The sequence below is a fragment of the Butyrivibrio sp. AE2032 genome, from assembly GCF_000702965.1.
The window spans coordinates 1,110,189-1,134,742 of record NZ_JNLF01000003.1 but is presented as its reverse complement, the minus strand read 5'-3'; the positions used below and the strand labels follow the sequence as shown (position 1 = coordinate 1,134,742).

The window sequence follows — 24,554 nt, the reverse complement described above, 5'->3', positions numbered from 1 at the left end:
ACTAAACAGGAAAACCCCAGATGCAAGACGCATCTGGGGTTTCTTCATATCTCAATCTTCTACTACATATGAGTTACAGGCACACCAATAACTTAAGACCTGATCTCGACATCATAATCATCCCCGATATACTCTTTGAGGATTAGCTCGCAATCATTTTCCAGATCTGACTCGAAATCATTCTCAGCAAGTTTAATGATGTCTGCTTTGGAATCCTTATGCTTATGACTGTTGATCGCAGCACCAATTTTCCAGGGAATAAGTAGTATTGTAAATAATAATATTGTAGCTACTGTTAAACCTATAGGAAATAATATCCCCCATCGTTTTGAACCTATACTCATGTAATATTCAATCTTGTTACTATACGTTTCAACAATAGAATTCTCATTTGATACAGGCTCTGCTTTGACCTCTTCCGGGAAAGGCGCTCCACATGATGTACAAAATTTTGATCCTGCTGGGTTATCTGCTCCACATTTTTCACATTTCATAGTTGTTTCTCCTTATAGACGATCATTTATACTACTTAAGGATGCTGCTGCACTGGCCGTATTAAATGCAGTTGCAACATTTGCTGCAGCAGATACGGCAGCCAGGGAAGTCTGGTATTTTTGCTGCTGAAGGATCTGGCTCTGCATTTGTTCCATGCGATATCTGTGAAGCTCTTCCTCATAGAGATTAATGGCTTCTTTCAAATTGCTGGCTCTTCCATTTTGAAGATATGAACAAAAAGAACTAACGGCAAAAGAGTTCTGATAATTAGTTGGTACATAATCAGATATTTGGTCCCAGTATGGAGAGATTTCTGCTATCTGGGCATCTTTTATTTCCTGCAAAACACGTTCTTCTTCAATCATCAAATCTTCTGATTCTTTTTTCATAATGGGCTTAAAGTACAGATAAAAATACAGTATAGGCAGACCTATAACAGCTAACACCATAAGCCTAAGGAAAGAGGGAGGATTTGCAATCATAACTTTGATATTCAGTATGGTAAATGCAATTAAAGATACTATAGGAACCAAAATGTATATCCAGACCCTGGACGAGTAAACATTTTTTTGACGCATCTGATAATTCTTTTTTGTTCTTTCTTCCTTATCTACTAAAGCTTCAAATTTCTTTAAAGGCTCAATGAGTGGCGAAAAAACTCCAATAAGTTCTGTTGAATTATAATTTTCTAGATTGACCATTAACCATTTCTCCTTTTTTGATCACGAGGATCAGTTTCATGTGGCAATTTGGGGCACATTTAGGACATAAAAAAAGCTACTGGGAAACAGCAGCTAAAAGAACTATTTATTCGTTGGCTAACTCTTGGATTCCCTATGGTTCTATGTTACTAAATTGCTTTATCTTTGCCCATTTACTTACATTGGCTTATGTAGTATAAACAAAACTTTCTTTATTTTCAATTGGTAAATTGCATAAAAACGCATGCTTTAACATAGAACATCTGTTGTTCTGATCGAGTATCATGGGTGCAAAACGCACGCTTTTTCACGGCTATAAGTATAGGATGCAAACCGTTCAAAAAAGTTGGAATGCATACTGATATGATTATATTGTAAGTTAAATCGCTTGGGGCCCTTAGAGCAATGCCTGGTTTAATTCAGGCAATAGCTACCTGAAATATAATTTCAAATTGATAAAAAAAGATATAGTTTATGGGTTGTATTTTTTTGAATGTCAATAGAATGTTATGAGGTAGTTAAAAACATTGAATCATTATTTTTGGGAGGATAAAAAATGTCATTTATCGATGCTATTAAATCTGTGTTTTTGAACTTCAAGAATTTTTCTGGCAGAGCAAGAAGAAAGGAATACTGGTATTACACTATTTTTTCTTTAGCTGTTTTTCTGTTATGTGATCATTTTCTGGGTAGCGCTATGCTGGTGATCATAGTATCGCTTATTCTTGGGGTACCAGCTATTTCTCTTAATGTCCGCAGACTACATGATGTTGGAAAACCGGGAACTTTTTATTTCTTTGTGCTTATTCCTATAGTAGGCGTTTGGATCGTAACAATATGGTTACTCAAGGATTCACAGGTTGGTGATAATATGTATGGACCAAATCCTAAGGGCATTGGCAATGTTTCTTCAACAGATATGAATTCATTTGTATGATGCTGAGTTTGGGAAAAGATGATCAGATATTCAATGCGTTATAAAAGGGGATAATACCGATGAACAATATGGAAAATTTAACACCTAATGAATTGATTAGTAAACTTAGCCCACTGATTGAGCCACTGAAAGTGTTTGAATCAATGGAGGACAAAAAAGCTTATACGAGAACAATTTGTCAGCAGCGCAGACAGAGTATAAAGTCTTCTCAAATTGTGGCATATATAGTTACTCCTGTACTTTGCCTGATCGCATTTTTTATTTTAAACTTCAGAGTTATTCTTCATAATCCTCCGGCTTTTATGAGACTTATCGTGCTTGGAGTCATCGGATTGCCAATATTCTACTTTTATTTGTACTTTAAGCTGGTTAATAAAAGAAAAATTGATGCGATAGATAATGAAGAAAACCAGGCAATATCGGACATAGAAGAAGCTCAGTTAGACTTTATAACACCATATTTGGGAGCGGTTACAGAATGCCTTCCCACTAAATATCAGTATTCATATGCAGTAAGTTCATTTTGCTCATATTTGCAAAATGGCAGAGCTGGAAGTTTAAAGGACGCGATCAATCTGTATGAAGAAGAGTTACATAGGAACCGTATGGAACAAATGCAGAGCCAGATTCTTCAGCAGCAAAAATACCAGACTTCTCTGGCTGCGGTATCTGCAGTTGCAAATGTCGCTACAGCGTTTAATACAGCCAGTGCAGCGTCATCCTTGAAAAGTATAAATGATAGTCTATAAGGAGCATTCCTGTAATTCAGAAATAACGCCAATTGAATAAAAAGAAACCTCTAAGTAAGATAAAGGTGTTCATCTTGGCGGATGAAAAAACATCTTATGCTAACCGGAGGTTTCTCAAAATGAATTTTACACAGAATGACAGACTTAAGCAAGTAACTGCAGATACACTGATTGTTGGGGTTGATGTTGGATCACAGACACATTTCTGTAGAGCGTTTGACTGGAGGGGATTTGAGCTATCCAGAAGAGTGTTTAAGTTTAGTAACGACCGAATGGGATTCCTTACATTCCTTCGATGGATTGAGGAACTCATGAATAAGACCGATATGAAGAAGGTCATTGTCGGCTGCGAGCCTACTGGTTGCTACTGGCTTACGTTTCAGAAGTTCTTACAGGACCATGATGTAAGGCTTGTAACAGTTAATCCATTTACTGTAAACAGAAGCAAAGAACTGGATGATAACAGCCCAGAAAAAAGTGACCTAAAGGATCCTAAAACAATTGCCATGCTGGTTAAAGAAGGAAGATATTCAACGTCTTATCTGCCGGAAGGTGTATATGCAGAGATCAGAGAAGCCTCTGTATGCAGAGACCAGATCATGAAGCAACATGTGCGTCTGTCAAACCAGATACAGGGATGGTTACAAAAATTCTTTCCTGAGTATCTGGATTGTTATTCCGATTGGGATTCAACAAGTGGACTTATGCTTTTAAAGAGTGCACCCCTTCCGCAGGATATCCTAAAAATCGGGGCAGGTGGAATCAATCAAATATGGCGTGATGCAAAGGTCCGTGCGGCAGGATTAAAGAGGGCTCAGACCCTGGTGGAAGCTGCACAGGAAAGTGTGGGGTTAGAAGCCGGTGAGGCTGCAAGACTCGAGATTTGGGTTCTTGTGAATGACTACATACTTAAGGCAGAACAGCTTAAAAGACTTGATGAATACCTGGAAGAAAAGATAAAAGAAGTACCAAATGTGGAGAAACTGCTCGCCATTAAAGGAGTAGGGATGAGTACTGTGATTGGCTTTGTTGCAGAGGTTGGTGATATCGGACGTTTCACAGACCCTAAGCAGATACAGAAGCTTGCAGGGCTAGAGATAGTCAAAAAGAGTTCTGGAAAGAAAAAAGGACAGCCAAGAATCAGTAAGAGGGGCAGAAGAAAGCTACGAAGAACAATGTATGAATCAGCTCGTGCACTGATGAACTGGAATCCTGCATTTCAAGATGTGTTCCTTTATTACAGGAATAGAACAAGAAATCCGCTTGGAGGAATGCAGGCAAAGATTGCAGTTGCATGTAAGGCTATCAGAGTGTTCTACGTAATACTACAGACAGGTTGTGACTTTGATGAAGAGAAGTTCCGAAGGGACATTATCAGACCGGAAGCAGCCTGACTCAAACAGCACATACTGTACCAGACAACGTCCGCCAAGAGTTCAATTGGTGCTGGATTACAGGAGTGCTCTCTATCAATGACAAAGCAGAGCGAAGCCGCTGAGACATAATTTATAGGGCAATGACCCTGATAAGGAGCAAAAGCGGCACCCCACTATGGGTAGGCTGGACGAAGGAATTTAGGACACTCCCACGGGAGTATGATCCTGTTAGACATGAGAGGTTAGCAGCCATAGGGAAGAATGGGACACAGATTCGCCTTCATAAAAAGGATGACGTTATCTTTCGTGCACCCTTCTGACTGGAAACACATATGCATTGTACCTGAAATGACATAGTTTTCGCCCATTATTTATTGCTTATCATTGTTTGTAACTTATTAACCAATTGCACAGAAGGCTTAAATGCTGGTTCTTTTGTGCAAAATATATAAGAAAGTATAGAGAGAAAAAACTATGATATGTACAAATTGTGAAGCAGAAAACAAAGATGGAGTAAAGTTCTGTTCTTCCTGTGGAGCTGCTCTTGTCAATGATCAGGATAATGTAACTGAAGTGAGTGTTCCGAAGAGCCCGGAAGCGCAAGTAAGCGTGGCTGGAAAGTTTAATGAATTTGTGAATAAGGGCATTATGAAATTTGGTGTTTTATTTCCTATTGCTATGTCTGCAGCTACTGTGATATTGTTTACGGTACTCTTGTTACCGTGGAAATAAGTACTGCAAATGGAGTCTGTTTTCTGTGATTGCAACAATTGACTCCGAAAAGAGGAGTGAATGCAAAGAGATTAAAAGGGGCAGTGACAAATTAAGATTTGTCACTGCCCTATTTTTGTGCCACAATCGTGAACCCTTGTATACTGGCCAATACAGATACTCTGTCAGACGATGGAGGGTGAAATTTGTACATAGACAACTTGATAAAAATGTATATTTTTCACATTGACTGCTTGTACAGGTTAAGGGAAAATGGTTGTGCAGATAATTAACTCTTTATAGTGAGAATAAAAACGTGGCTAAATATCAAAAAGTAATTGACTGGATAACTGAAAATATCGACTCGGGAGTGCTTAAACCCGGTGAGAAGATTCCCTCTGAAAATGAGCTTTGTAATCGTTTTGACTTAAGCCGTCAGACTATCAGGCATGCAATTGCCAAGATGGCAGAGGATGGCCTTCTGGAAAGCCGCCGTGGAAGCGGAACTTATGTGGCTGACCAGAGAGCGGAAGAGGGAGAACGAAATGTCATCGCCGTAGTGACAACTTATGTGGATGACTACATTTTCCCCAGCACCATAAAGGGCATTGAGAGCAAGCTGAGTGAAAAAGGTTACTCGATGCAGCTTTCTTTCTCCAACAATACAGTTGGTAAGGAGAGGCAGATCCTTTTGGATCTCCTTGGCAGGAACGACGTGGCGGGGATCATCATGGAGCCTGTAAAGAGTGCTCTTCCCAATCCCAACATGGACCTGTACAGGAAGCTGCAGGACAAACAGGTGAAGATTCTTTTCATAAATACCTTCTACCCTGAGCTGGATGTACCCCATGTGTCGCTGAACGACGCTCTTAGCGCCTATAAGGCAGTGAGGGCATTGATAGACGCAGGGCACGAGGATATAGGCTGTGTTCTTAAGCTTGATGATGGTCAGGGTCGGGAGAGATACAGGGGATATTTAAAGGCCATAACAGAAGCCGGTGCTTCTTTTTCCTATGATCATGTGAACTGGATTGATACCATAGATATTGCCAAGGGAAAGAGCTCTCTTAATAAAGTATGGGAGAGAGTAAAGAAATGCAGCGCAGTCTTTTGCTATAACGATCAGGTGGCAGGTCTTATGATCGAAATGCTGGCGGACAAGGGAATTAAAGTGCCTGAGGATATTTCAGTGATTGGCATAGATGATTCGGACATAGCCAGAAAAGGCAGCTGTGGGGTTACAATTTCATCCATCCCTCATCCAAAGGAGAGGCTTGGAGAGAAGGCAGCTCAGAACATGATAAGGATGATCCATGAAGGTAAGCTTTATTACAATGCCACCTATGAATTCGAAGAGGATGTTATTCTGAGGGATTCAGTAAGTCAGAGGACTTAAATCAATAAACATTTTAAATGGAGGGTTATTATGGGAGACGCAAAAAAAGCTATTGCAGAGGGAAAGACATATCTGGGTATTGAGTTTGGCTCAACCAGGATCAAGGCAGTACTCACAGACACTGAGTACAATCCAATTGCTTCAGGTTCCCACAGCTGGGAGAACAGACTGGACAACGGAATCTGGACCTACACTCTTGATGATGTATGGGGCGGTTTTCAGGATTGTTACAAGAACCTTGCAGCAGATGTTGAGAAGCAGTACGGGGAGAAGCTTACAACAGTTGGTGCTATGGGCTTTTCAGCCATGATGCACGGATACATGGCATTTGACGAAAAGGGAGAGCTTCTGGTTCCTTTCAGGACCTGGAGAAATACAATTACAGAAGAGGCTTCAGAGAAACTTACAGATCTCTTTGGATATCATATTCCTCAGAGATGGAGCATTGCTCACCTCTATCAGGCTATCCTCAACAATGAGGAGCACATTTCAAAGATCAGATTCTTCACAACACTGGCAGGTTACGTTCACTGGCAGCTCACAGGAGAGAAGGTTCTTGGTGTTGGCGATGCTTCAGGAATGTTCCCTATCGATTCTGCAACTTGCAATTACAATGAGAAGATGCTTGATCAGTTCGACGAGCTCATTGCTCCAAAGAATCTGGGCTGGAAGATCAGGGATATTATTCCTAAGTCACTTCCTGCAGGCGCACCAGCGGGAACACTTACTGAAGAAGGTGCAAAAAAGCTTGATCCTACAGGAACACTCAAGGCCGGAATCAAGGTTTGTCCTCCCGAGGGAGATGCCGGAACCGGAATGGTTGCCACAAACTCTGTTGGCGTAAGAACAGGTAATATCTCAGCCGGAACAAGCGTATTCTCAATGGTTGTTCTTGAGCACAGCCTCTCAAAGGCATATCCAGAGCTTGACCTGGTTACAACACCTTCAGGTGAAGAGGTTGCCATGGTTCACTGCAATAACTGCACATCTGACCTCAATGCATGGGTAGGTCTGTTCAGAGAGTTTGCCGGAGCTATCGGCAAGGATGTAGATGATGACACTCTCTACGGAACACTTTACAGAAAGGCCATGGAAGGAGATGCTGATTGTGGCGGACTCCTTGCATATAACTATTTCTCAGGCGAGAGTATCACAGGCTTCAACGAGGGAAGACCACTGTTTGTAAGAAGACCTGATGACAAGTTCAATCTGTCAAACTTCATGAGAACACACCTTTACACAGCTCTTGGAGCTCTTAAAGCAGGTAACGATATCCTTATGAAGGAAGAGAATGTTAAGGCTGATTTCTTCTTTGGACAGGGCGGATTCTTTAAGGTTCGCGGAGTTGGTGACAGAGTAATGGCAGCAGCTCTTAACACACCTATCAAGCTCATGGAGACAGCAGGAGAGGGTGGCCCTTGGGGACAGGCTATTCTTGCAGGCTTTATGTGCCAGAAGGAAGAGGGCGAGAGCCTTGAGAAATACCTTAACGACAAGGTATTTGTAGGCGGAAAGGTTGAGACCTGCGATCCTGTTCCTGCAGATGTTGAAGGCTTTGATAAGTTCATGAAGGACTATAATGCAGGACTTGCAATTGAGAGAGCTGCTGTAGACAGCCTCAAGTAATTTTTGATAAATAAAGAGCAATAATTACGGAGCATTGTATAGATGCTCCGTAATAAAATGTATGATGGATGGAGAAAAGAAATGTTAGAAGAACTCAAAAAAAGAGTATATGAAGCGAATATCCTTCTTCCCAAGTATGGGCTTGTTACCTTTACCTGGGGAAACGTAAGTGAGATTGACAGGGAGTCTGGACTTTTTGTCATCAAGCCAAGCGGCGTTGATTATGAGACAATGACTCCGGATGATATGGTTGTCATGGACCTTGAGGGTAATAAGGTGGAAGGAAAGCTCAATCCATCCTCAGATACTCCTACCCATGTGGAGATCTACAAGGCATTTAAGGAGGTTGGGGGTGTTGTGCACACCCATTCTTCCTACGCCACAAGCTGGGCACAGGCCGGACGCAGTATTCCCTGCTACGGAACAACTCACGCAGATTACTTCTACGGTGAGATCCCTTGCGTAAGATGCCTTACAAAGGACGAGATAGAGAGCGCCTACGAGGAGAACACAGGACATCTCATCGTTGACGAATTCAATCGCATGGGAAAAGACCCTGTGGCTGTTCCTGCAGTTCTTTGCAAGAACCATGGAGTATTTACCTGGGGAAAGGATGCCCATGAGGCGGTTCACAATGCTGTAGTTACTGAAGAGGTGGCTAAGATGGCTTACAGGTGCGAGGTTATCAATCCCGAAGTTAAGCCTGCCCCACAGGAACTCCAGGATAAGCACTACTATCGCAAACATGGAGCCAATGCATACTACGGACAAGGATCCGCTCATTAATTGGTTTTATGATACAATAAGAAAGTTGTAAATACGTTTCAAAGAGGAAGTGGAGGAATTATGACAAACAAAGAATTGCAGAAAATTGCAAACGAAGTCCGCAAGGGCATTGTCACAGCTGTACACGCAGCAAAGGCAGGACATCCCGGTGGATCACTTTCAGCAGCAGATATCTTCACATATCTGTATTTTGAGGAGATGAACATTGATCCCAAGGATCCTAAGAATCCTGATCGCGACAGATTTGTTCTTTCAAAGGGACACACAGCACCTGGTCTTTACTCAGTAATGGCACAGCGTGGTTACTTCCCTGTAGAGGAGCTCACAACACTTCGTAAGCTTGGATCAAGACTTCAGGGACATCCAAGTATGCAGTACCTTCCGGGACTTGATATGAGCAGCGGATCCCTTGGACAGGGAATCTCAGTTGCTTGCGGAATGGCTCTTTCTGCAAAGCTTGATAATAAGGATTTCAGAACCTACACCCTTCTTGGTGATGGCGAGATAGAAGAGGGACAGGTTTGGGAAGCAGCTATGTTTGCCGGATTCCGTAAGCTTGATAACCTTGTTGTTATCGTTGATAACAATGGTCTTCAGATCGACGGACCAATTGATCAGGTATGTTCACCATATCCTATCGACAAGAAGTTTGAAGCATTCAACTTCCATGTAATAAATGTTGATGCTCATGACTTTGACGCAATCAGAGCAGCCTTCAAGGAGGCCAGAGAGACAAAGGGCCAGCCTACAGCCATCATCGCCCACAGCTTAAAGGGTAAGGGCGTCTCCTTCATGGAGGGCCAGGTAGCTTGGCACGGCGTAGCACCTAACGATGAAGAGTATGCTATAGCTATGGCAGATCTTGAGAAGATCGGCAAAGAGCTCGAAGGTTAAGAAGGAGGTTGAATCATGAGTGAAGTTAAGAAGATAGCTACAAGAGACAGCTATGGAAAAGAACTTATAGAGCTGGCAAAGGTTAACGACAAGGTTGTAGTCCTTGATGCAGACCTGGCAGCAGCAACAAGAACAGGATGGTTCAAGAAGGAGTTTCCTGACCGTCACATCGACTGTGGTATCGCTGAGTGCAACATGATGGGCATCGCAGCAGGACTTGCAACAACAGGCAAGATCCCATTTGTAAGCACATTTGCTATGTTCGCTACAGGACGTGCTTTCGAGCAGGTTCGTAACTCAATCGGATACCCACATCTCAATGTTAAGATCGGTGGAACCCATGCTGGAATCACTGTAGGTGAGGACGGAGCCAGCCATCAGTGCAACGAGGATATTGCTCTTATGAGGACTATCCCTGGAATGGTTGTTATGTGCCCTGCAGATGATGTTGAGGCAAGAGCCTGTGTAAGAGCAGCAGCTGAGCACGAAGGCCCTGTTTACATCAGATTTGGACGTGCTGCATGTCCTGTTGTAAACGACAGACCTGACTACAAGTTTGAGATTGGCAAGGGAACACTGTTGCGCGAAGGCACAGATGTAAGTATAATTGCTACTGGTATAGGAGTAGGCGCAGCTCTTGAAGCAGCAGAGAAACTTGCTGCAGACGGAATCAGCGCAGAAGTTGTCAACATTTGCACCATTAAACCTATCGACAGAGAGCTGGTTGTTGCTACAGCAAAGAAGACCGGCAAGGTAGTAACTGTTGAGGAGCATTCAGTAATCGGCGGTCTTGGAAGTGCAGTTTGTGATGTTCTTTCCGAGGAGTGCCCAACTGTTGTTAAGAAGATCGGTATGCAGGATAAGTTCGGCGAGTCCGGATCTGCAGGAGATCTTGTTAAGAAGTACGGACTGGATGGAGATGGTGTTTACGCATCAGTAAAGGAATTTCTTAAGTAATGAACAATATCCTTAGTCCTTCAATTTTAGCAGCGGATTTTAAAAAACTGGGTCAGCAGATTGTCGATGTAGACAATGCTGGGGCTCAGTATATTCACATTGACGTTATGGATGGCAGTTTTGTGCCATCCATTTCCTTTGGAATGCCACTGATAAAGAGCATAAGAAGCGCCACAGACAAGGTCTTTGACGTGCACCTTATGATAGTGGACCCTATCCGTTACATAAAAGAGTTTTCAGAGATTGGGGCAGATATCATAACGTTCCATCTGGAAGCTGCACCAGATCCGCAGGCTGTGATAGATAAGATCCATGGTTTGGGTAAAAAGGCCGGAATGTCCATTAAGCCCGGAACCCAGGTTGAGGAGCTTGTTCCCTATCTTGATAAGCTGGACATGATCCTTATCATGACCGTAGAGCCCGGCTTTGGAGGACAGCCTTTCATCGAGGCAAGCTACGATCGCATAAAGGCAGTTCGCAAAATGTTAAGTGACCGGGGACTTGAAACTGACATCCAGGTGGATGGAGGAATCACCAAGGAGAACCTCAGATCCGTACTGGATGTGGGAGCCAATGTAATAGTGGCCGGATCTACGGTGTACCGAGGCGATGCAGGCCAGAATGTAAAAGACATGCTGGAAATCATGGCATGATGGATCAAAACTTAAATATTTCCCGGGGATAACCGGATAAGAGGAGATGGTTAAATGACCGTCTCCTCCTTTTATTTCTAAAATATTATATTGAAAAATAAAAACGTTTTTGTTGAAAAGCCATGAAATTTTATGCCTGTTTTGTTGCATGTATACAAAAAATGGTTTTGTATATTGCAGAAAATTAAACATAGTGCTAGACTACACACAACGCAATAATAAAAACGTTTTTATTCAGGCTTCAAGTACTTTTTGGGAGGATCTTATGAAAAATAAATGGATTTCCGGGGTGAGCGCATTGTTCCTGGTTCTATTACTCCCGTTTTTCAATTGGATAAGGGTAGTCAATCTTGTGGATCTCTTTTCGAGGATAGGAGTTACCAAGGATATGGCGAAGGATCTGCTTACGGGTTATAACCTGTACAACCTGCTTTCCTTTGTCCAATATGCAAATCAGGGAGTTCTGGGACTTTTCGCAATGGTTCTGCTGATCCTGGCCGTCGCAGCAATCTACTTTAATGTAGCATTCATCATTCGAAGCCTTCTGGGGCTTAAGAAGGGAAAGGGGGAGCTTTCACTTCTCTCGGCCGGTAAATGTGCATTTCTGTTTCAGTTCCTGACGGCAATTGCAACTATAGTTTTTGTGGTTTTTTCCAATGTGCATTTCAAAATGACAGGATTCCTTCCGGGAGTACCTGTAATCCTGTCGGCTGTGATATCTCTTTTAGCCTATATCTACATCAAAGTTCTGGAGAAGAAAGAGCGTGACAAGTACAGGGAACACGGCCTTTGGGTTGAACTGAAAAAGAACTGGGTGTTGTTCGTTATGTTGATACCTACATTTGTGTACTTCATGATCAACAACTACCTTCCTATGCTTGGCGTGTACTTCGCCTTTACGTCCTTCAACTTCAGAGACGGACTCTGGTCCAGCCCCTTTACAGGATTTAAGAACTTTGAGTTTTTGATCAAGGCAGATCTGTTCAGGCTCACTAAGAACACAGTGCTTTACAATGTTGTGTTCATCGGCGTGGGAAATGTGCTTCAGATTCTTTTCGCCATTCTGGTCAGCAGAGTGACGGTGAAGTGGTTTAAGAAAACCTCACAGACACTGATGTTCATGCCTTACTTTGTTTCCTTCGTTATCCTGAAGGTTATCGTGTACAACGTGTTCGAATATCAGTACGGTCTGATCAACAACATGGTCACATCCTTTGGAGGCGAGCGGATAGACTTTTATAACAACCCATCCTACTGGCCGTTCCTTATCACCTTTTTCTATCTCTGGAAGAATATCGGATACGGAATGGTGGTGTACCTGGCAACCATCATGGGTATAGACAACGAGATCTATGAGGCTGCAAGGGTAGACGGAGCCAATGATCTTCAGCAGATCTGGTACATCACGCTTCCGCACATCAAGCCAACCTTCATCATACTTTTGCTTTACGCACTGGGCAGTATCATGAAGGGCCAGTTCGAGCTGTTCTATCAGCTAATTGGAAACAACGGAGTTTTATTTAACGCAACGGATATCTTTGATACTTATGTCTACAGAATCACCATGACACAGCCACTCTCCATCGGTCTTGGAACGGCTGCAGGACTATACCAGTCACTGTTCGGATTCCTCATCATTGTTCTGGTGAACTACGTAGTGAAAAAGAGAAATCCGGAGTACGCACTATTCTAAGGAAAGGAGAGCAGATATGGCAAAAGATCTTGATTATGAACCATCCGCGCCAAAGACCATCAAAAAGTCTACCGGCACCAAGGCTTTCGAGGCTGTAGCATATTTTCTCCTGATCCTTGGATCGGTTATATGTGTACTGCCATTCATCATCATCGTGTCGGGTTCCTTTACGGACAACGCAACGATCCTGACAAAGGGATACTCACTACTTCCCAGGGATTTCACCTTTTCGGCCTACCAGACTATTTTCAAGTCTCCAAAAGACATATTGCAGGCCTATAAGATGAACTTCTACTACACAATAGTGGGAACCGGCCTTGGACTGATGATGATAACCCTGACAGGGTATGTTATTTCGAGAAAAGAGTTTAAGTACAGGAATACAGTTTCATTCCTGATCTACTTTACCAGTATTTTCGGAGGAGGAATGATTCCATGGTATCTGATGTATGCCAACGTTTTGGGGCTCAAGGGCTCCACACTGGCAATCTGGTTCCCTGCTCTTATGAGCCCGTTCCTTGTAATCCTAATGAGGACATTCATTGTAGGAGCTGTTCCTGATGCCATTACAGAATCAGCAAAAATAGATGGTGCAGGACACTTTACCATCTTTTGCAGAATTGTACTGCCGGTACTAAAGCCTGGACTTGCAACAGTAGGACTGTTCCTGGCGCTGGGCTACTGGAATGACTGGTACAGATCATCCATGTTCAGTACAAATTCATCAACCTGGCAGCTTCAGTTTTATCTTTATGATCTTTTAAATGCAACTACAGCCATGAAGCAGATGGCATCCAATGTCAGCATGAAGACAGCGGATCTGCCTACCGAGTCCGTAAAGCTTGCCATGGCGGTAGTAGCAACAGGCCCTGTGCTCTTGTTCTACCCATTCGTTCAGAGATTCTTTGTATCAGGAATCACTGTGGGAGCGGTTAAGGGTTGATGGAGAAAAAATTTTTGGAGAGAAATAAAAACGTTTTTATACAACCCATTTTCATAATGCAAAAAGGAGGCAGAATATGAAAAAGAAAGTTTTAAGTATGTTATTGTCAATGACCATGTTGGTGGGCATCATGACAGGCTGCGGAAGCGCCGGCACCCAGTCAGCAGCAGATCAGCTTGAGGAGCAGGGCGTTACTGAGATTCCTGTGGCTGAGAGTACTACTGTAGCTGAGGAGGCTACAATTGAGAGTGCACCTGAGGCAAAAGAGCTGGATCTTTCACAGCAGGTGGATCTGGTATTTTACGTAATGGGTGATGCTCCTCAGGATGAAGAGCTGGTAGAGGCAGCTCTTAACGAGAAACTCCTTGAGAAGTGTAACGCGACAGTTGATATGCAGTTCTCAACCTGGACAGATTTCCAGCAAAAGTATGCCAACGAGATCACAGCCCAGAGTGCTGATCTCATCTATATCGCAAACTGGCTCAACTATGGACAGCTTGCCAGCAGCGGAGCTTTTGAAGAGCTTGATGACATGCTTGATACAGTAGCACCTGACCTCAAGGCAATGGTAGGGGACGGAAGCCTTAACATGTGCAGAGTTGGCGGAAAGATTTATGCTATTCCAAATACATGGCCAGAGTATGTATGTAACGGCGTTAAGTACAGAGAGGATCTTAGAGAAAAGTATGACCTTCCTGTTCCCGATTCAATCGAAAACCTTGAAGCTTACCTTAAGGGAATCAAGGAGAATGAGCCTAACCAGGGACTTCTTACTGTAACAACAGAGGAGAGCCAGGGGCTTAAGACCGGCTTCGACGCTGCATGGGTTCTCAACTTCAAGTATCCATGGGTTTCAACAAACGGACTTGATTACGGTCTTGCAGCTAACTATGATTCTCCGTCCGATGTTTATGACTACTGGTATTCAGATGACTTTACAGAGGATATGAAGCTTTTGAAGAGCTGGGCAGATCAGGGATTCTGGTCAAAGAGTGCTCTTTCTGACACCAACAATTCCGATGCTTATAAAAATGGCCTATGTGTAGCAGAAGTAGCCGGCCAGAATCCTAACAAGCAGATCACAGCCATTGCTGATTTCGAGAACGCCGGAGAAGGCTGGACTTCTGAGTATGTTGCATACGGTGAAGTTACAAACACAATCTATCCGGGACATGCAACACAGAACGGAACAGCCATCGTAAGAGGCTGCAAGGATCCTGAGAGAGCACTTCTTGTTCTTCAGACAATGCTCTGCGACGATGAGGTTAACTCAATCGTTCAGTATGGTATCAAGGGAACTCACTATGATGTGGCTGACGGAATCTATAAGAACCTTCAGGAAGAGGCCGGCGAAACACCTACATTCCCTTATGAGGGATTCAACACCTGGAACCTCAGAAACGGCGACACAAAGCTTCCTCAGAAGACAGATGTGGCCCTTCAGGAGATGTTTGACAAGTATGAGAAGCTTGGCGCAACCACCAAGTTCCCTAACGTAAACATCTATGACGGATTCTCAGAGAACTACGAGGCATACAGTGCTGAGAGATCTGCAGTAAGCAACGTTATGAGACAGTATCTTGCTCCACTTGAGGCCGGACTTGTTGATGATGTTGACGCAGCAGTTACCGAGTTCAGGGATAAGATGAAGGAAGCTGGCATTGATAAATGCCGTGAAGAGTACACAAAGCAATGGAAGGCATACTGCGAGGAGTACAACTACCAGTAATACAAGGAGGCTTCTCCTGACCTGATTTTGATGTGTTATAATGGCAGGGGGTAAAAACGTTTTTGCCCCCTGCACAAAAGAGGATTGTGCAGATAAAGAGGAAAAAGGGGAATCGCCTTGTCAAAAAAGGATAGCAAAAAGATAACAATTAAAGATGTGGCAAGAGAAGCGGGAGTATCGATCTCCACGGTGTCAAATGCCCTTAATGACGTTAATGTTCTTCATCCGGACACAAAGGAAAGAGTACTGGAGGTAGCCAGAAGACTGAACTACACGCCAAACCTTAACGGAAGAAACCTTAAAGCTCAGGCTACAGGAGTCCTTGGACTTTTTCTTGGAGCCATCAGAGGACCATACTATGGAGAGCTTTCTGATTCCATATATCGCGCCTGTGTCGAGGGCGGCTATGAGCTGGAGATATTCTTAAGCTCAGAACCATCCCACATTGTGGCTAATATCCTGGGACACAGGGTTGACGGAGCTATTGTCTTAAACCCTGCCATAGGCCCGGAACAGGAAGAGATCCTTAAGAACCAGGGGGTTCCAACTGTGTATATAGACAGGATTCTTGTAGGGGAAAAGTCCTCAAGCGTGGTTTTTGACTCAAGGAATGGCGGAGAACAGGCAGCAAAGTTTTTGCTGGAGCTGGGGCATAAGAAATTTATATATATTGAGGGTGAGCATGACAACTACGACAGCAATGAACGTCGCGAAGGATTTTTTGAAGTCCTGAAAAGGGCGGGAATTGCAGTGGAGAAAGATTACATATTAGAGGGTAAATTTGAGCGGGAAGCATCCTATAACTCGGTGACCAGCTTCATTGATTCGGGAAAAGAGCTTCCGGATGCAATTTTCGCCGCCAACGATCTGAGCGCTATTGGTGCCCTTGAGGCCCTTAGGGACGGAGGAGTAAAGGTCCCTGAGCAGGTCAGCGTAATGGGCTGTGATGACATTGAGACTACGAGACTTGTTAGTCCTTCAGTCACAACCATACGGACCTTTTTTGAAAAGCAGGGGATCATTGCAGTAGAGCAGCTGATCCGTATGATCGCAGGCGAGGAAGGAAAACTCATTACCCTGAACGGAAGGATAATCCCGCGCGATTCTACAACAGCAAAGGATTCATTATGAAAAACATTTCGGTAATAGAGACCCATCAGGCCGGTGGAAAGTTCTGGAGCTGTGACAACAGCTATAAGGATCTTGGACCTGCCGGAGAGATGAAGGTCCTGGTAGTTTTTCCCGATGAGAAGGAGACTACCATTCGGGGATTTGGAGGTGCTTTTACAGAGGCTGCCGCCCATACCTACAAGAACCTGAGCGAAGAAGCAGGAAAAAGACTGATCAAAGACCTGTTCGGAGATGACGGTCTTCGTTACAATATCGGCCGTATCCACATGAACAGCTGCGATTTTGCTCTGGGGAATTACACATACATTGAGGAAGGCGATGAAAGCCTTGAGACCTTCAATATAGAGCACGACGAAAAAGAGATCATTCCGATGATCAAAGAGGCTGAAAAAGAGCTGGGAAAGCCCTTAGTTCTTTTGATGGCACCCTGGTCACCACCGCCCTTCATGAAGACTAACGGGGAAATGAATCATGGGGGAAAGTTGAAGGAGGAGTATAAAGACCTCTGGGCCAGGTATTATGTAAGATTTATTGAGGAGTACAGGAAAAGAGGCATCGAGATCTCTTTTACCTCCATTCAAAATGAGCCAAATGCAACCCAGACCTGGGATTCCTGCAGGTATGACGCCGATGAAGAGGCGGAGTTTGCGATAGACCATTTGGGACCGGCTCTGAAGGAAGCTGGGCTTACTGATGACGTTAAGATCCTGGTGTGGGATCACAACAAAGAGATAGCCTATGACAGATTCAGACAGATAATGGCGAGAGACAGCGCAGATGAGTACATTTTTGGCTGCGCAGTTCACTGGTATACGGGAGATCACTTTGAGAACCTTCAGCTTATCAAAAAGCACTTCCCAGAAAAAGAAATATTCTTTACGGAGGGGTGTGTCGAGTATTCAAGGTTTGCTGTGGATGGAGATGTTCATAACGCTGAGATGTATGCCCACCAGATGCTGGGCAACCTCAAGGGCGGAATTAGTGCCATTTTCGACTGGAACCTTATGGTGGACTATCAAGGAGGCCCTAATCATGTGGGGAACTACTGTGATGCACCCATAAAGGCCACTGAAGCAGGTGATGATTACGAGAAGAAGCTTTCCTACTATTATATTGGACATTTTTCCAGATATATCAGGGAAGGGGCAAGACTTGTGTGGTCTTCATGTTACACGGATAAAGTTCAGTGTGCTTCCTTTGTCAATCCTGATGGGGAGAGGGTAATAGTTCTTTTGAATGAGTCAGAGGAGGATGTTCCAATTACCATAAAAGAGGGTGAATCTTCAGTAATGGTTGAAGTAAAGGCACATTCGATTAAGACGGTTAGGTATTATACTTAAAAATAGGTTACATAAATCATAATTTCATTGACAAATTTAACTTAATCACTTAGAATCTTGTCGTGTAGTTTGCAAGGATTACCCATGTGTAATACACACATGGGTTTTTTTGCGCGAAAAATATTTAAAAAGCCTTTTTTGGCAGGAGGAATTATGAAGAGATTTTTTGCAACTATGATTGCAGGCGTTTCTTGCGTAGCAATGCTTGCAGGATGCGGCAATTCTGCATCAACAGAAACAGCAGTAGAGACTACTGCAACAGAAACTGCAGAGACAACAGCTGAGGCAACAACAGAAGCTGTAGAAGCTGCTGCAGAAACAGTACAGATCGATAAGCTGACAATCGGTTTCGTACCTTCACGTGATCCTGATGAGATTGTAACAGCAACAGAGCCTCTTAAGGAGCTCCTTACAACAGAGCTTGCTGGTCTTGGATACGAGGTTGGTGAGGTTGATATCACTGTTGGAACAAGCTATGAGGCAGTAGGCGAGGGCCTTTCTGCTGGTACTATCGACGTTGGACTTATCCCTGGTGGTACATACGTACTTTACGAGGATGGTTGTGATGTTATCCTTACAGCAACAAGAGACGGTCTTTCAATCGAGAGCCCAGATGCTAAGACATGGAACGACAACAAGCCAACTGAGCCTACAGAGGACCAGGTAACATTCTACCGTGGACTTATCATTGCAGGTCCTTCAGAGGCTGGTCAGGCTATCTCTGCTAAGGTTAACGCTGGTGAGGAGATCACATGGGAAGATCTTGATGGACTTAACTGGTCTGTTATGAACTCTTCATCTTCTGCTGGATATATCTATCCTTCACTCTGGCTTCAGTCAAACTATGAGAAGCACATCACAGACCTTACACATGCTGTACAGGCTGATTCTTATGGTAACGCTTTCGCAAGACTTGCTTCTGGCCAGATCGACGTTCTTTGCTGCTATGCTGATGCAAGACGTGACAACGAGGAGAAGTGGACATCAGAGTTTGGCAGAACAGATTCTATCTGGGATGAGACAAACGTTATCGGCGTTACAGATGGTATCTACAACGATACAATCAGTGTAAGCAAGACATCTAAGGTTATGGATGATGCATTCAAGGCTGCTCTTACAAAGGCATTCATCAACATCGGAAATTCTGATGCCGGTAAGGAAGTAATCTCTATCTACAACCACAACGGATACGTTGAGGCTAAGCCAGAGGATTACGAGTCAGAGAGAGCTGCTCAGGAGCTCATCAAGTCAATGCAGTAATATGAGTGATATAGGGATTCAAAGTCACAGCATGCTGTGCTTGCACAGTGTATGCTGTGACCTTGAGGACCAAACAGACATGAGGAATAAAGGGTCACGAAGAATGAGTGATCCGAGTTCCGAATGGATGTAGGATTGCGAGAGTGTAACGTAGCAATCCGTATGTCACGGATAATATAAACGGGGGAGGATGAAAAGTCTTCCCTTTTTTAGAACCAGGAGAAAAATCAAAAATGATCAAGTTTGAGAACGTTGGAAAAGTATACCCAAATGGTTTCGAGGGATTGAAGAACATAAATCTCGAAATTGAGCAGGGAGAATTCGTTGCTATCATCGGTCTTTCCGGAGCTGGTAAGTCTACACTAATTCGTACTATCAACAGGATGCACGATGTAACCAGTGGAAAACTCACCGTGGATGATGTTGATGTTATGAGCCTTTCAGGAAAGAGTCTCAGAAGATTCAGAAGAATGATAGGAATGATATTCCAGTCTTTCAACCTGATCACAAGAACTACTGTAATAAAGAATGTTCTTACAGCCTTTGTACCAGATATGCCATGGTACAGATCTTTGTTTGGAATCTACACAAAGACTGAGAAACTTAATGCCCTTGAGTGCCTTGATAAAGTAGGTATTCTTGATAAGGCTTTTGTTCGTGCTGACCAGCTTTCCGGTGGACAGCAGCAGAGAGTTGCTCTTGCAAGAACCCTTGCACAGAACCCAAGTATCATCCTTGCTGATGAGCCTGTAGCAGCTCTTGACCCTGTAACAGCAAACCAGGTTATGGGAGACTTCAAGAGGATCAATAAGGATATGAAGATCTCTATCCTTATCAACATCCACCATATCGACCTGGCGCTTAAGTATGCTGACAGAGTTGTTGGTATCAGAGAAGGTGAGATCGTATTCGATGGACCTACTTCCGGAGTAACTCAGGAAGTCCTTGATAAGATCTACAACGGAAAGGTTGACCGCGACGGAAATTTACAGGAGGAGGAATAATATAGATGAATCTGACTCTATACGATAAGATATTCAAACCTAAAGAATATGTCCTCCGTAATGGTAAGAAGGCCTATAAAAAGGCATCCAGAGCTCCGATCTATACCATTCTTATTCTTGCTATGTGTGCTCTTTCAGTAAAGATCACAGGCTTTGATATGGAGATTCTTGTAACAAGAATAGGACAGTTCTTTGTTATTTTGGGTGATATGTTCCCACCTAAAACAAGCTATATGCCAACTGTATGGAATCCGCTTTTTGACACCATCAAGATGTCACTGCTTGGATCTGTTACGGGAGCTTTATTGTCTGTTCCATTTGCTATGCTGGCAAGTACCAATGTTTGCCCAAGCAAAATTGTTGTTTCAATAATGCGTGTAATGTTCAGCCTTATCAGAACACTGCCAACTATCGTTATTGCGCTGGTTGCAACGCTTGTTTTTGGACTTGGAACTTTAGCAGGTACAGTAGCTATAGCAGTTTTCTCTTTTGGCTATATCGGAAAGCTTACCTACGAGGAGATTGAGACTGTTGATATGGGAGCCTTTGAGGCTATGCAGGCCATGGGCGCAACCAGATCACAGGCATTTATCTCAGCTATCATTCCTCAGGTGCTTCCTTTTTATCTTTCAAACTGCCTCTTCAACTTTGAGGGTAATGTAAGATATGCTGCAGTACTTGGTTATGTAGGTGCCGGTGGAATTGGTCTGATTCTTAATGAAAAGATAAGCTGGAGAGAATATCCAAGCGTTGGAATGATTCTCATAGCTCTTTTTGTAACCGTGTTTGTCATTGAGACTGTCAGCAGAACACTGCGTAAGAAGCTTGTCTGACAGTTGGAGGAAATATAATGAATCAGAGAATTAAAGAGGCATATGAAAAAAGACCCAAAGACTGGGTTTACAATTTGATAACTGCCCTCGTAGTTGTTGGCCTTTTAGTATGGAGCGGAAGCGCCGTTGAGACCAGCGGATCCACACAGGATGGAGGACAGATTGCATTAAACGTACTTTCAGGTATTTTTCATCCTGATCTTGAGTTTTTATTTGACTTTACAACATCCGGAGTGCCATACCTTATGCTGGAGACGGTTTGTATCGCATTCCTTGGAACAATAGTAGGAGCTATCATTTCAGTTCCGCTGGCATTTATCTCAGCGTCAAACCTTACTCCTAAGCCAATCGCTTTTGCAGGAAGAATTATTATCATGGCAGCTCGTACTATTCCTGCTTTCGTATATGGTCTTATGTTCATCCGTGTTACAGGACCCGGAGCCTTCGCTGGTCTCCTTACAATGGGTGTCTGCTCCATCGGTATGATCAGTAAGATGTATATCGAGGCTATTGAGGATCTTGACACACATGTCATTGAGTCCCTTGACGCAGCAGGCTGCAATACCTGGCAGAAGATCAGATATGGAATCCTTCCACAGCTGATGCCAAACTTTGCTTCAACTGCTATATACAGATTTGATATCAATCTTCGTGATGCTACGATCCTTGGTATGGTTGGAGCCGGTGGTTTCGGTGCTCCTCTTATCTTCGCCATGAATTCCTACAGATGGAATGAGGCAGGAGCGCTTCTGGCTGGACTTATCATCCTGATCCTTATCATTGAGTACATCTCAACCAGGATCAGAGTTAAACTGACAAGAGGTTGATAATGAGAATAGTTTTCACTTCAGATACACATGGAAGTATATATCCGATAAACTACGCAAAAAATTGCCCCGAGAACACGGGGCTTTTTTGTGTTGCTGCACAGATAAAAAAGGATGAGGACACACTGGTCCTGGATGGAGGAGATAGCCTTCAGGGAACTCCGCTTATTTCCTACTATCTTCAGCACAGAGATGAGATGGATTTCCATCCAATAGCAGAGGGCTTCAATGAAATGAAGCTTGACTACTATACCCTGGGAAATCATGATTTTAACTTTGGTTATGCCGTGATCCTTGACTATGTTTCATCCATGAAAGCAACGCTGATCGCTGCTAATGTTATCGACAAGAGAGGCGCTCTCGGGATCAAAAAGAGCGTTATCCATGAGATGAAAGATGGTACAAAGGTGGGAATTACTGCTGCAGTCACAGGCTATGTAAATGTCTGGGAGCAGAAGGAGAACCTTTCTGAGCTGGAGGTCACAGATCCGGTTTTAGCTCTTAAGGATGAGCTCGAAGCTATGAAGGATAAGTGCGACATAACAGTATGCATCTATCATGGCGGCTTCGAAGAGGATCTTTCTTCCGGCAAAAAGCTCTCTGAGACCAGAGAAAATGAAGCCTGCAGAATAGCTCGTGAGATGGATTTTGACCTGCTTCTTACGGGACATCAGCATATGGCAGTAGAGGGCGTGGAAATAGCCGGAACCTATGGAGTACAGCCTCCTGACAAGGCTCGTTTGTACTGTGAGATCTTTGCTAGGGGCCAGAAGGGAAGCTGGAGCTTTGAGTCATCCCTTGTGCCTGTAGAAGCTCCTGGAGCAGAATACGAGAAGATAGAAGAGGCCCACAGTTTCATGAGGGACCTTAATGATAAGCTCAACGTGTGGCTTGATGAGCCTATCGGCTGTCTGGAAAAAGAGATAGCGCCGGAGGATAAGCTTATAGCTGCTCTTTATGGAAGCAAGGTTGCTTCTATATTTAACCAGGTTGAGCTGGAATACACCGGGGCTGATTTTTCCTGCACTTCTCTTTCAAATGATCCTCTTGGACTTAAGAAGGATATTACAGTCAGGGATGTTCTGGGAATTTATCAGTTTGCCAACACTGTAGAAGTAAAGGGTGTGACTAAGGCTGTGCTAAAGCAGGCTCTGGAGAGATGTGCAGAGTATTTTGATTATGATGAGAAGACAGGTGATATCAGCATTTCAAAGGTCTTTTTACAGCCAAAGGTTGAGCACTACAATTATGACTTCTATGCTGGACTGGATTATGAGTTCGACCTTACAAGACCTGTAGGAGATAGGGTTGTAAAGATGAAGAAGTTAAACGGCGAAGAGCTTTCCGATGATAAGCAGTACACACTTGTTACCAGCAACTACCGTGCTACTGGAACAGGCGGATATGAATGCATCGGTCAGAGCCCCACAGTGAGAAGCTTTTCTGATGAGATGCCGGATCTTCTTATAGATTTCATAAGGAGAAATTCTCCTGTTGGCGAGATACATAACAGCCGATTCTCCTGTAAGCCGCAAAAACAGTGAGTCGGTTGACTTTTGACATATTAGAAGGCATACTAAATTAGTAAAAGAATGTGTTTTGGTAAGAAGGTTTTGCAATGTATAAGAGATTAGACAGAAATGATCAGTGCTGGTGTGGCAGTGGCAAGAAATATAAAAGCTGCCATGCAGCCTTTGATGACAAAATAATAAACTTTCAGCGTCAGGGAATGATAGTTCCCAACAGGGGACTGTTTAAGACTGAGAAGGACATTGAGGGGATCAAGAAGAGTGCTGTTATTAACATGGCAGTCCTTGATGAGATCGGCGAGAAGATCCATGCCGGTATGACCACTCAGGAAATTGACGATATTGTTTACAACACTACTACCAAGATGGGAGGAATTCCGGCAGATCTTGGCTATGAAGGTTTTCCTAAGAGCGTGTGCACTTCCATAAATGAGGAAGTCTGCCACGGTATTCCATCAGATGACATTATCCTTAAAGACGGTGACATTATAAACGTTGACTGTTCCACTATTCTGGACGGTTACTTTTCGGATTCTTCACGAATGTTCTGTATCGGTGAAGTATCCCCTGAGAAAAGGAGACTTGTGGATGTGACCAAGGAATGCCTTGAAGAAGGCTTAAAAGCAGTTATTCCCTGGACACCCATAGGAGATATGGGCAACGCAGTCCATCAGCACGCTCTCAAAAACGGATATACCGTTGTCAGAGAGATCGGCGGACATGGCTGTGGAAATAAATTCCATGAAGAGCCCTTTGTTAGCTTTGTAAGTGATCCCGGAACTGGAATGCTCATGGTTCCAGGAATGGTATTTACAATTGAGCCTATGGTAAACATGGGAACAAATGAGATCTTCATTGATGAAGAGAACGATTGGACAGTTTATACAGCAGACCTTAAGCCATCAGCCCAGTGGGAGGTTGAGCTTTTGGTTACAGAAAACGGCTATGAGCTTTTGTGCTGGTAATAGACAGGAAGAAGGTAGG

Annotated in this window: 23 protein-coding genes; 21 read left to right on the top strand and 2 right to left on the bottom strand. The window is 43.5% G+C overall.

The window, feature by feature from the left end; translation table 11 throughout:
• Positions 1–92: 92 nt before the first annotated feature.
• On the bottom strand, positions 93–494 hold the full coding sequence (locus BO18_RS07080; protein ID WP_034444868.1) for a zinc-ribbon domain-containing protein: 402 nt from the start codon (positions 492–494) through the stop codon (positions 93–95).
• Positions 495–506: 12 nt separating this feature from the next.
• The gene (locus tag BO18_RS07075) at positions 507–1,196 is read right to left on the bottom strand and encodes a hypothetical protein (protein WP_034444865.1); all 690 of its coding nucleotides are present in this window, start codon (positions 1,194–1,196) and stop codon (positions 507–509) included.
• A 556-nt stretch (positions 1,197–1,752) separates the two neighbouring features.
• Here BO18_RS07075 and BO18_RS07070 point away from each other — a divergent pair.
• The 21 genes from BO18_RS07070 to BO18_RS06970 all read left to right on the top strand — a co-directional run bounded on the left by BO18_RS07070 (position 1,753) and on the right by BO18_RS06970 (position 24,535).
• On the top strand, positions 1,753–2,133 hold the full coding sequence (locus BO18_RS07070; protein WP_034444863.1) for a DUF805 domain-containing protein: 381 nt from the start codon (positions 1,753–1,755) through the stop codon (positions 2,131–2,133).
• 59 nt (positions 2,134–2,192) lie between these two features.
• Positions 2,193–2,882 carry a hypothetical protein gene (locus BO18_RS07065; protein WP_034444861.1) on the top strand — a complete coding sequence of 230 codons (690 nt, stop codon included), beginning with the start codon at positions 2,193–2,195 and terminating at the stop codon, positions 2,880–2,882.
• Positions 2,883–3,001: 119 nt separating this feature from the next.
• Positions 3,002–4,276 (top strand): IS110 family transposase, encoded by a 1,275-nt coding sequence (locus BO18_RS07060; RefSeq protein WP_034444859.1) that lies wholly within the window; start codon positions 3,002–3,004, stop codon positions 4,274–4,276.
• Between the two features lie 456 nt (positions 4,277–4,732).
• Complete coding sequence (locus BO18_RS07055; protein WP_034444857.1) at positions 4,733–4,990, top strand: zinc-ribbon domain-containing protein; 258 nt, start codon at positions 4,733–4,735, stop codon at positions 4,988–4,990.
• Positions 4,991–5,285: 295 nt separating this feature from the next.
• Positions 5,286–6,365 carry a GntR family transcriptional regulator gene (locus tag BO18_RS07050; protein ID WP_034444855.1) on the top strand — a complete coding sequence of 360 codons (1,080 nt, stop codon included), beginning with the start codon at positions 5,286–5,288 and terminating at the stop codon, positions 6,363–6,365.
• A 30-nt stretch (positions 6,366–6,395) separates the two neighbouring features.
• Positions 6,396–7,991 carry a xylulokinase gene (locus BO18_RS07045; protein WP_034444852.1) on the top strand — a complete coding sequence of 532 codons (1,596 nt, stop codon included), beginning with the start codon at positions 6,396–6,398 and terminating at the stop codon, positions 7,989–7,991.
• An 81-nt stretch (positions 7,992–8,072) separates the two neighbouring features.
• Complete coding sequence (locus BO18_RS07040; RefSeq protein ID WP_034447126.1) at positions 8,073–8,777, top strand: L-ribulose-5-phosphate 4-epimerase; 705 nt, start codon at positions 8,073–8,075, stop codon at positions 8,775–8,777.
• Positions 8,778–8,837: 60 nt separating this feature from the next.
• On the top strand, positions 8,838–9,671 hold the full coding sequence (locus BO18_RS07035) for a transketolase (protein ID WP_034444850.1): 834 nt from the start codon (positions 8,838–8,840) through the stop codon (positions 9,669–9,671).
• A gap of 15 nt (positions 9,672–9,686) precedes the next feature.
• Positions 9,687–10,628: a transketolase family protein gene (locus BO18_RS07030; RefSeq protein WP_034444848.1), complete on the top strand. Its 942-nt coding sequence runs from the start codon at positions 9,687–9,689 to the stop codon at positions 10,626–10,628.
• Positions 10,628–11,281: a ribulose-phosphate 3-epimerase gene (rpe, locus tag BO18_RS07025; protein ID WP_034444847.1), complete on the top strand. Its 654-nt coding sequence runs from the start codon at positions 10,628–10,630 to the stop codon at positions 11,279–11,281. The genes BO18_RS07030 and rpe overlap by 1 nt, the downstream gene beginning before the upstream one ends.
• Before the next feature lie 265 nt (positions 11,282–11,546).
• Positions 11,547–12,974 carry an ABC transporter permease gene (locus BO18_RS35555; protein WP_242856524.1) on the top strand — a complete coding sequence of 476 codons (1,428 nt, stop codon included), beginning with the start codon at positions 11,547–11,549 and terminating at the stop codon, positions 12,972–12,974.
• Between the two features lie 16 nt (positions 12,975–12,990).
• The gene (locus tag BO18_RS07015) at positions 12,991–13,917 is read left to right on the top strand and encodes a carbohydrate ABC transporter permease (RefSeq protein ID WP_051688557.1); all 927 of its coding nucleotides are present in this window, start codon (positions 12,991–12,993) and stop codon (positions 13,915–13,917) included.
• A gap of 76 nt (positions 13,918–13,993) precedes the next feature.
• The gene (locus BO18_RS07010; RefSeq protein ID WP_051688556.1) at positions 13,994–15,646 is read left to right on the top strand and encodes a DUF3502 domain-containing protein; all 1,653 of its coding nucleotides are present in this window, start codon (positions 13,994–13,996) and stop codon (positions 15,644–15,646) included.
• Positions 15,647–15,763: 117 nt separating this feature from the next.
• Positions 15,764–16,777 carry a LacI family DNA-binding transcriptional regulator gene (locus BO18_RS07005; RefSeq protein WP_034444845.1) on the top strand — a complete coding sequence of 338 codons (1,014 nt, stop codon included), beginning with the start codon at positions 15,764–15,766 and terminating at the stop codon, positions 16,775–16,777.
• Positions 16,774–18,117 (top strand): glycoside hydrolase family 30 protein, encoded by a 1,344-nt coding sequence (locus tag BO18_RS07000; protein ID WP_034444843.1) that lies wholly within the window; start codon positions 16,774–16,776, stop codon positions 18,115–18,117. Before BO18_RS07005 ends, BO18_RS07000 begins: the two co-directional genes overlap by 4 nt.
• Before the next feature lie 153 nt (positions 18,118–18,270).
• Positions 18,271–19,377, top strand: a complete 1,107-nt coding sequence (locus BO18_RS06995; protein WP_034444839.1) for a phosphate/phosphite/phosphonate ABC transporter substrate-binding protein — start codon at positions 18,271–18,273, stop codon at positions 19,375–19,377.
• Positions 19,378–19,610: 233 nt separating this feature from the next.
• The gene (gene phnC, locus BO18_RS06990; RefSeq protein WP_034444838.1) at positions 19,611–20,381 is read left to right on the top strand and encodes a phosphonate ABC transporter ATP-binding protein; all 771 of its coding nucleotides are present in this window, start codon (positions 19,611–19,613) and stop codon (positions 20,379–20,381) included.
• Between the two features lie 11 nt (positions 20,382–20,392).
• Positions 20,393–21,214, top strand: a complete 822-nt coding sequence (phnE, locus tag BO18_RS06985) for a phosphonate ABC transporter, permease protein PhnE (RefSeq protein ID WP_034447120.1) — start codon at positions 20,393–20,395, stop codon at positions 21,212–21,214.
• A 17-nt stretch (positions 21,215–21,231) separates the two neighbouring features.
• Positions 21,232–22,041 (top strand): phosphonate ABC transporter, permease protein PhnE, encoded by an 810-nt coding sequence (gene phnE, locus BO18_RS06980; protein ID WP_034444836.1) that lies wholly within the window; start codon positions 21,232–21,234, stop codon positions 22,039–22,041.
• A gap of 2 nt (positions 22,042–22,043) precedes the next feature.
• The gene (locus BO18_RS06975) at positions 22,044–23,585 is read left to right on the top strand and encodes a bifunctional metallophosphatase/5'-nucleotidase (protein WP_034444835.1); all 1,542 of its coding nucleotides are present in this window, start codon (positions 22,044–22,046) and stop codon (positions 23,583–23,585) included.
• 74 nt (positions 23,586–23,659) lie between these two features.
• On the top strand, positions 23,660–24,535 hold the full coding sequence (locus BO18_RS06970; RefSeq protein WP_034444833.1) for a methionyl aminopeptidase: 876 nt from the start codon (positions 23,660–23,662) through the stop codon (positions 24,533–24,535).
• Positions 24,536–24,554: the final 19 nt, after the last annotated feature.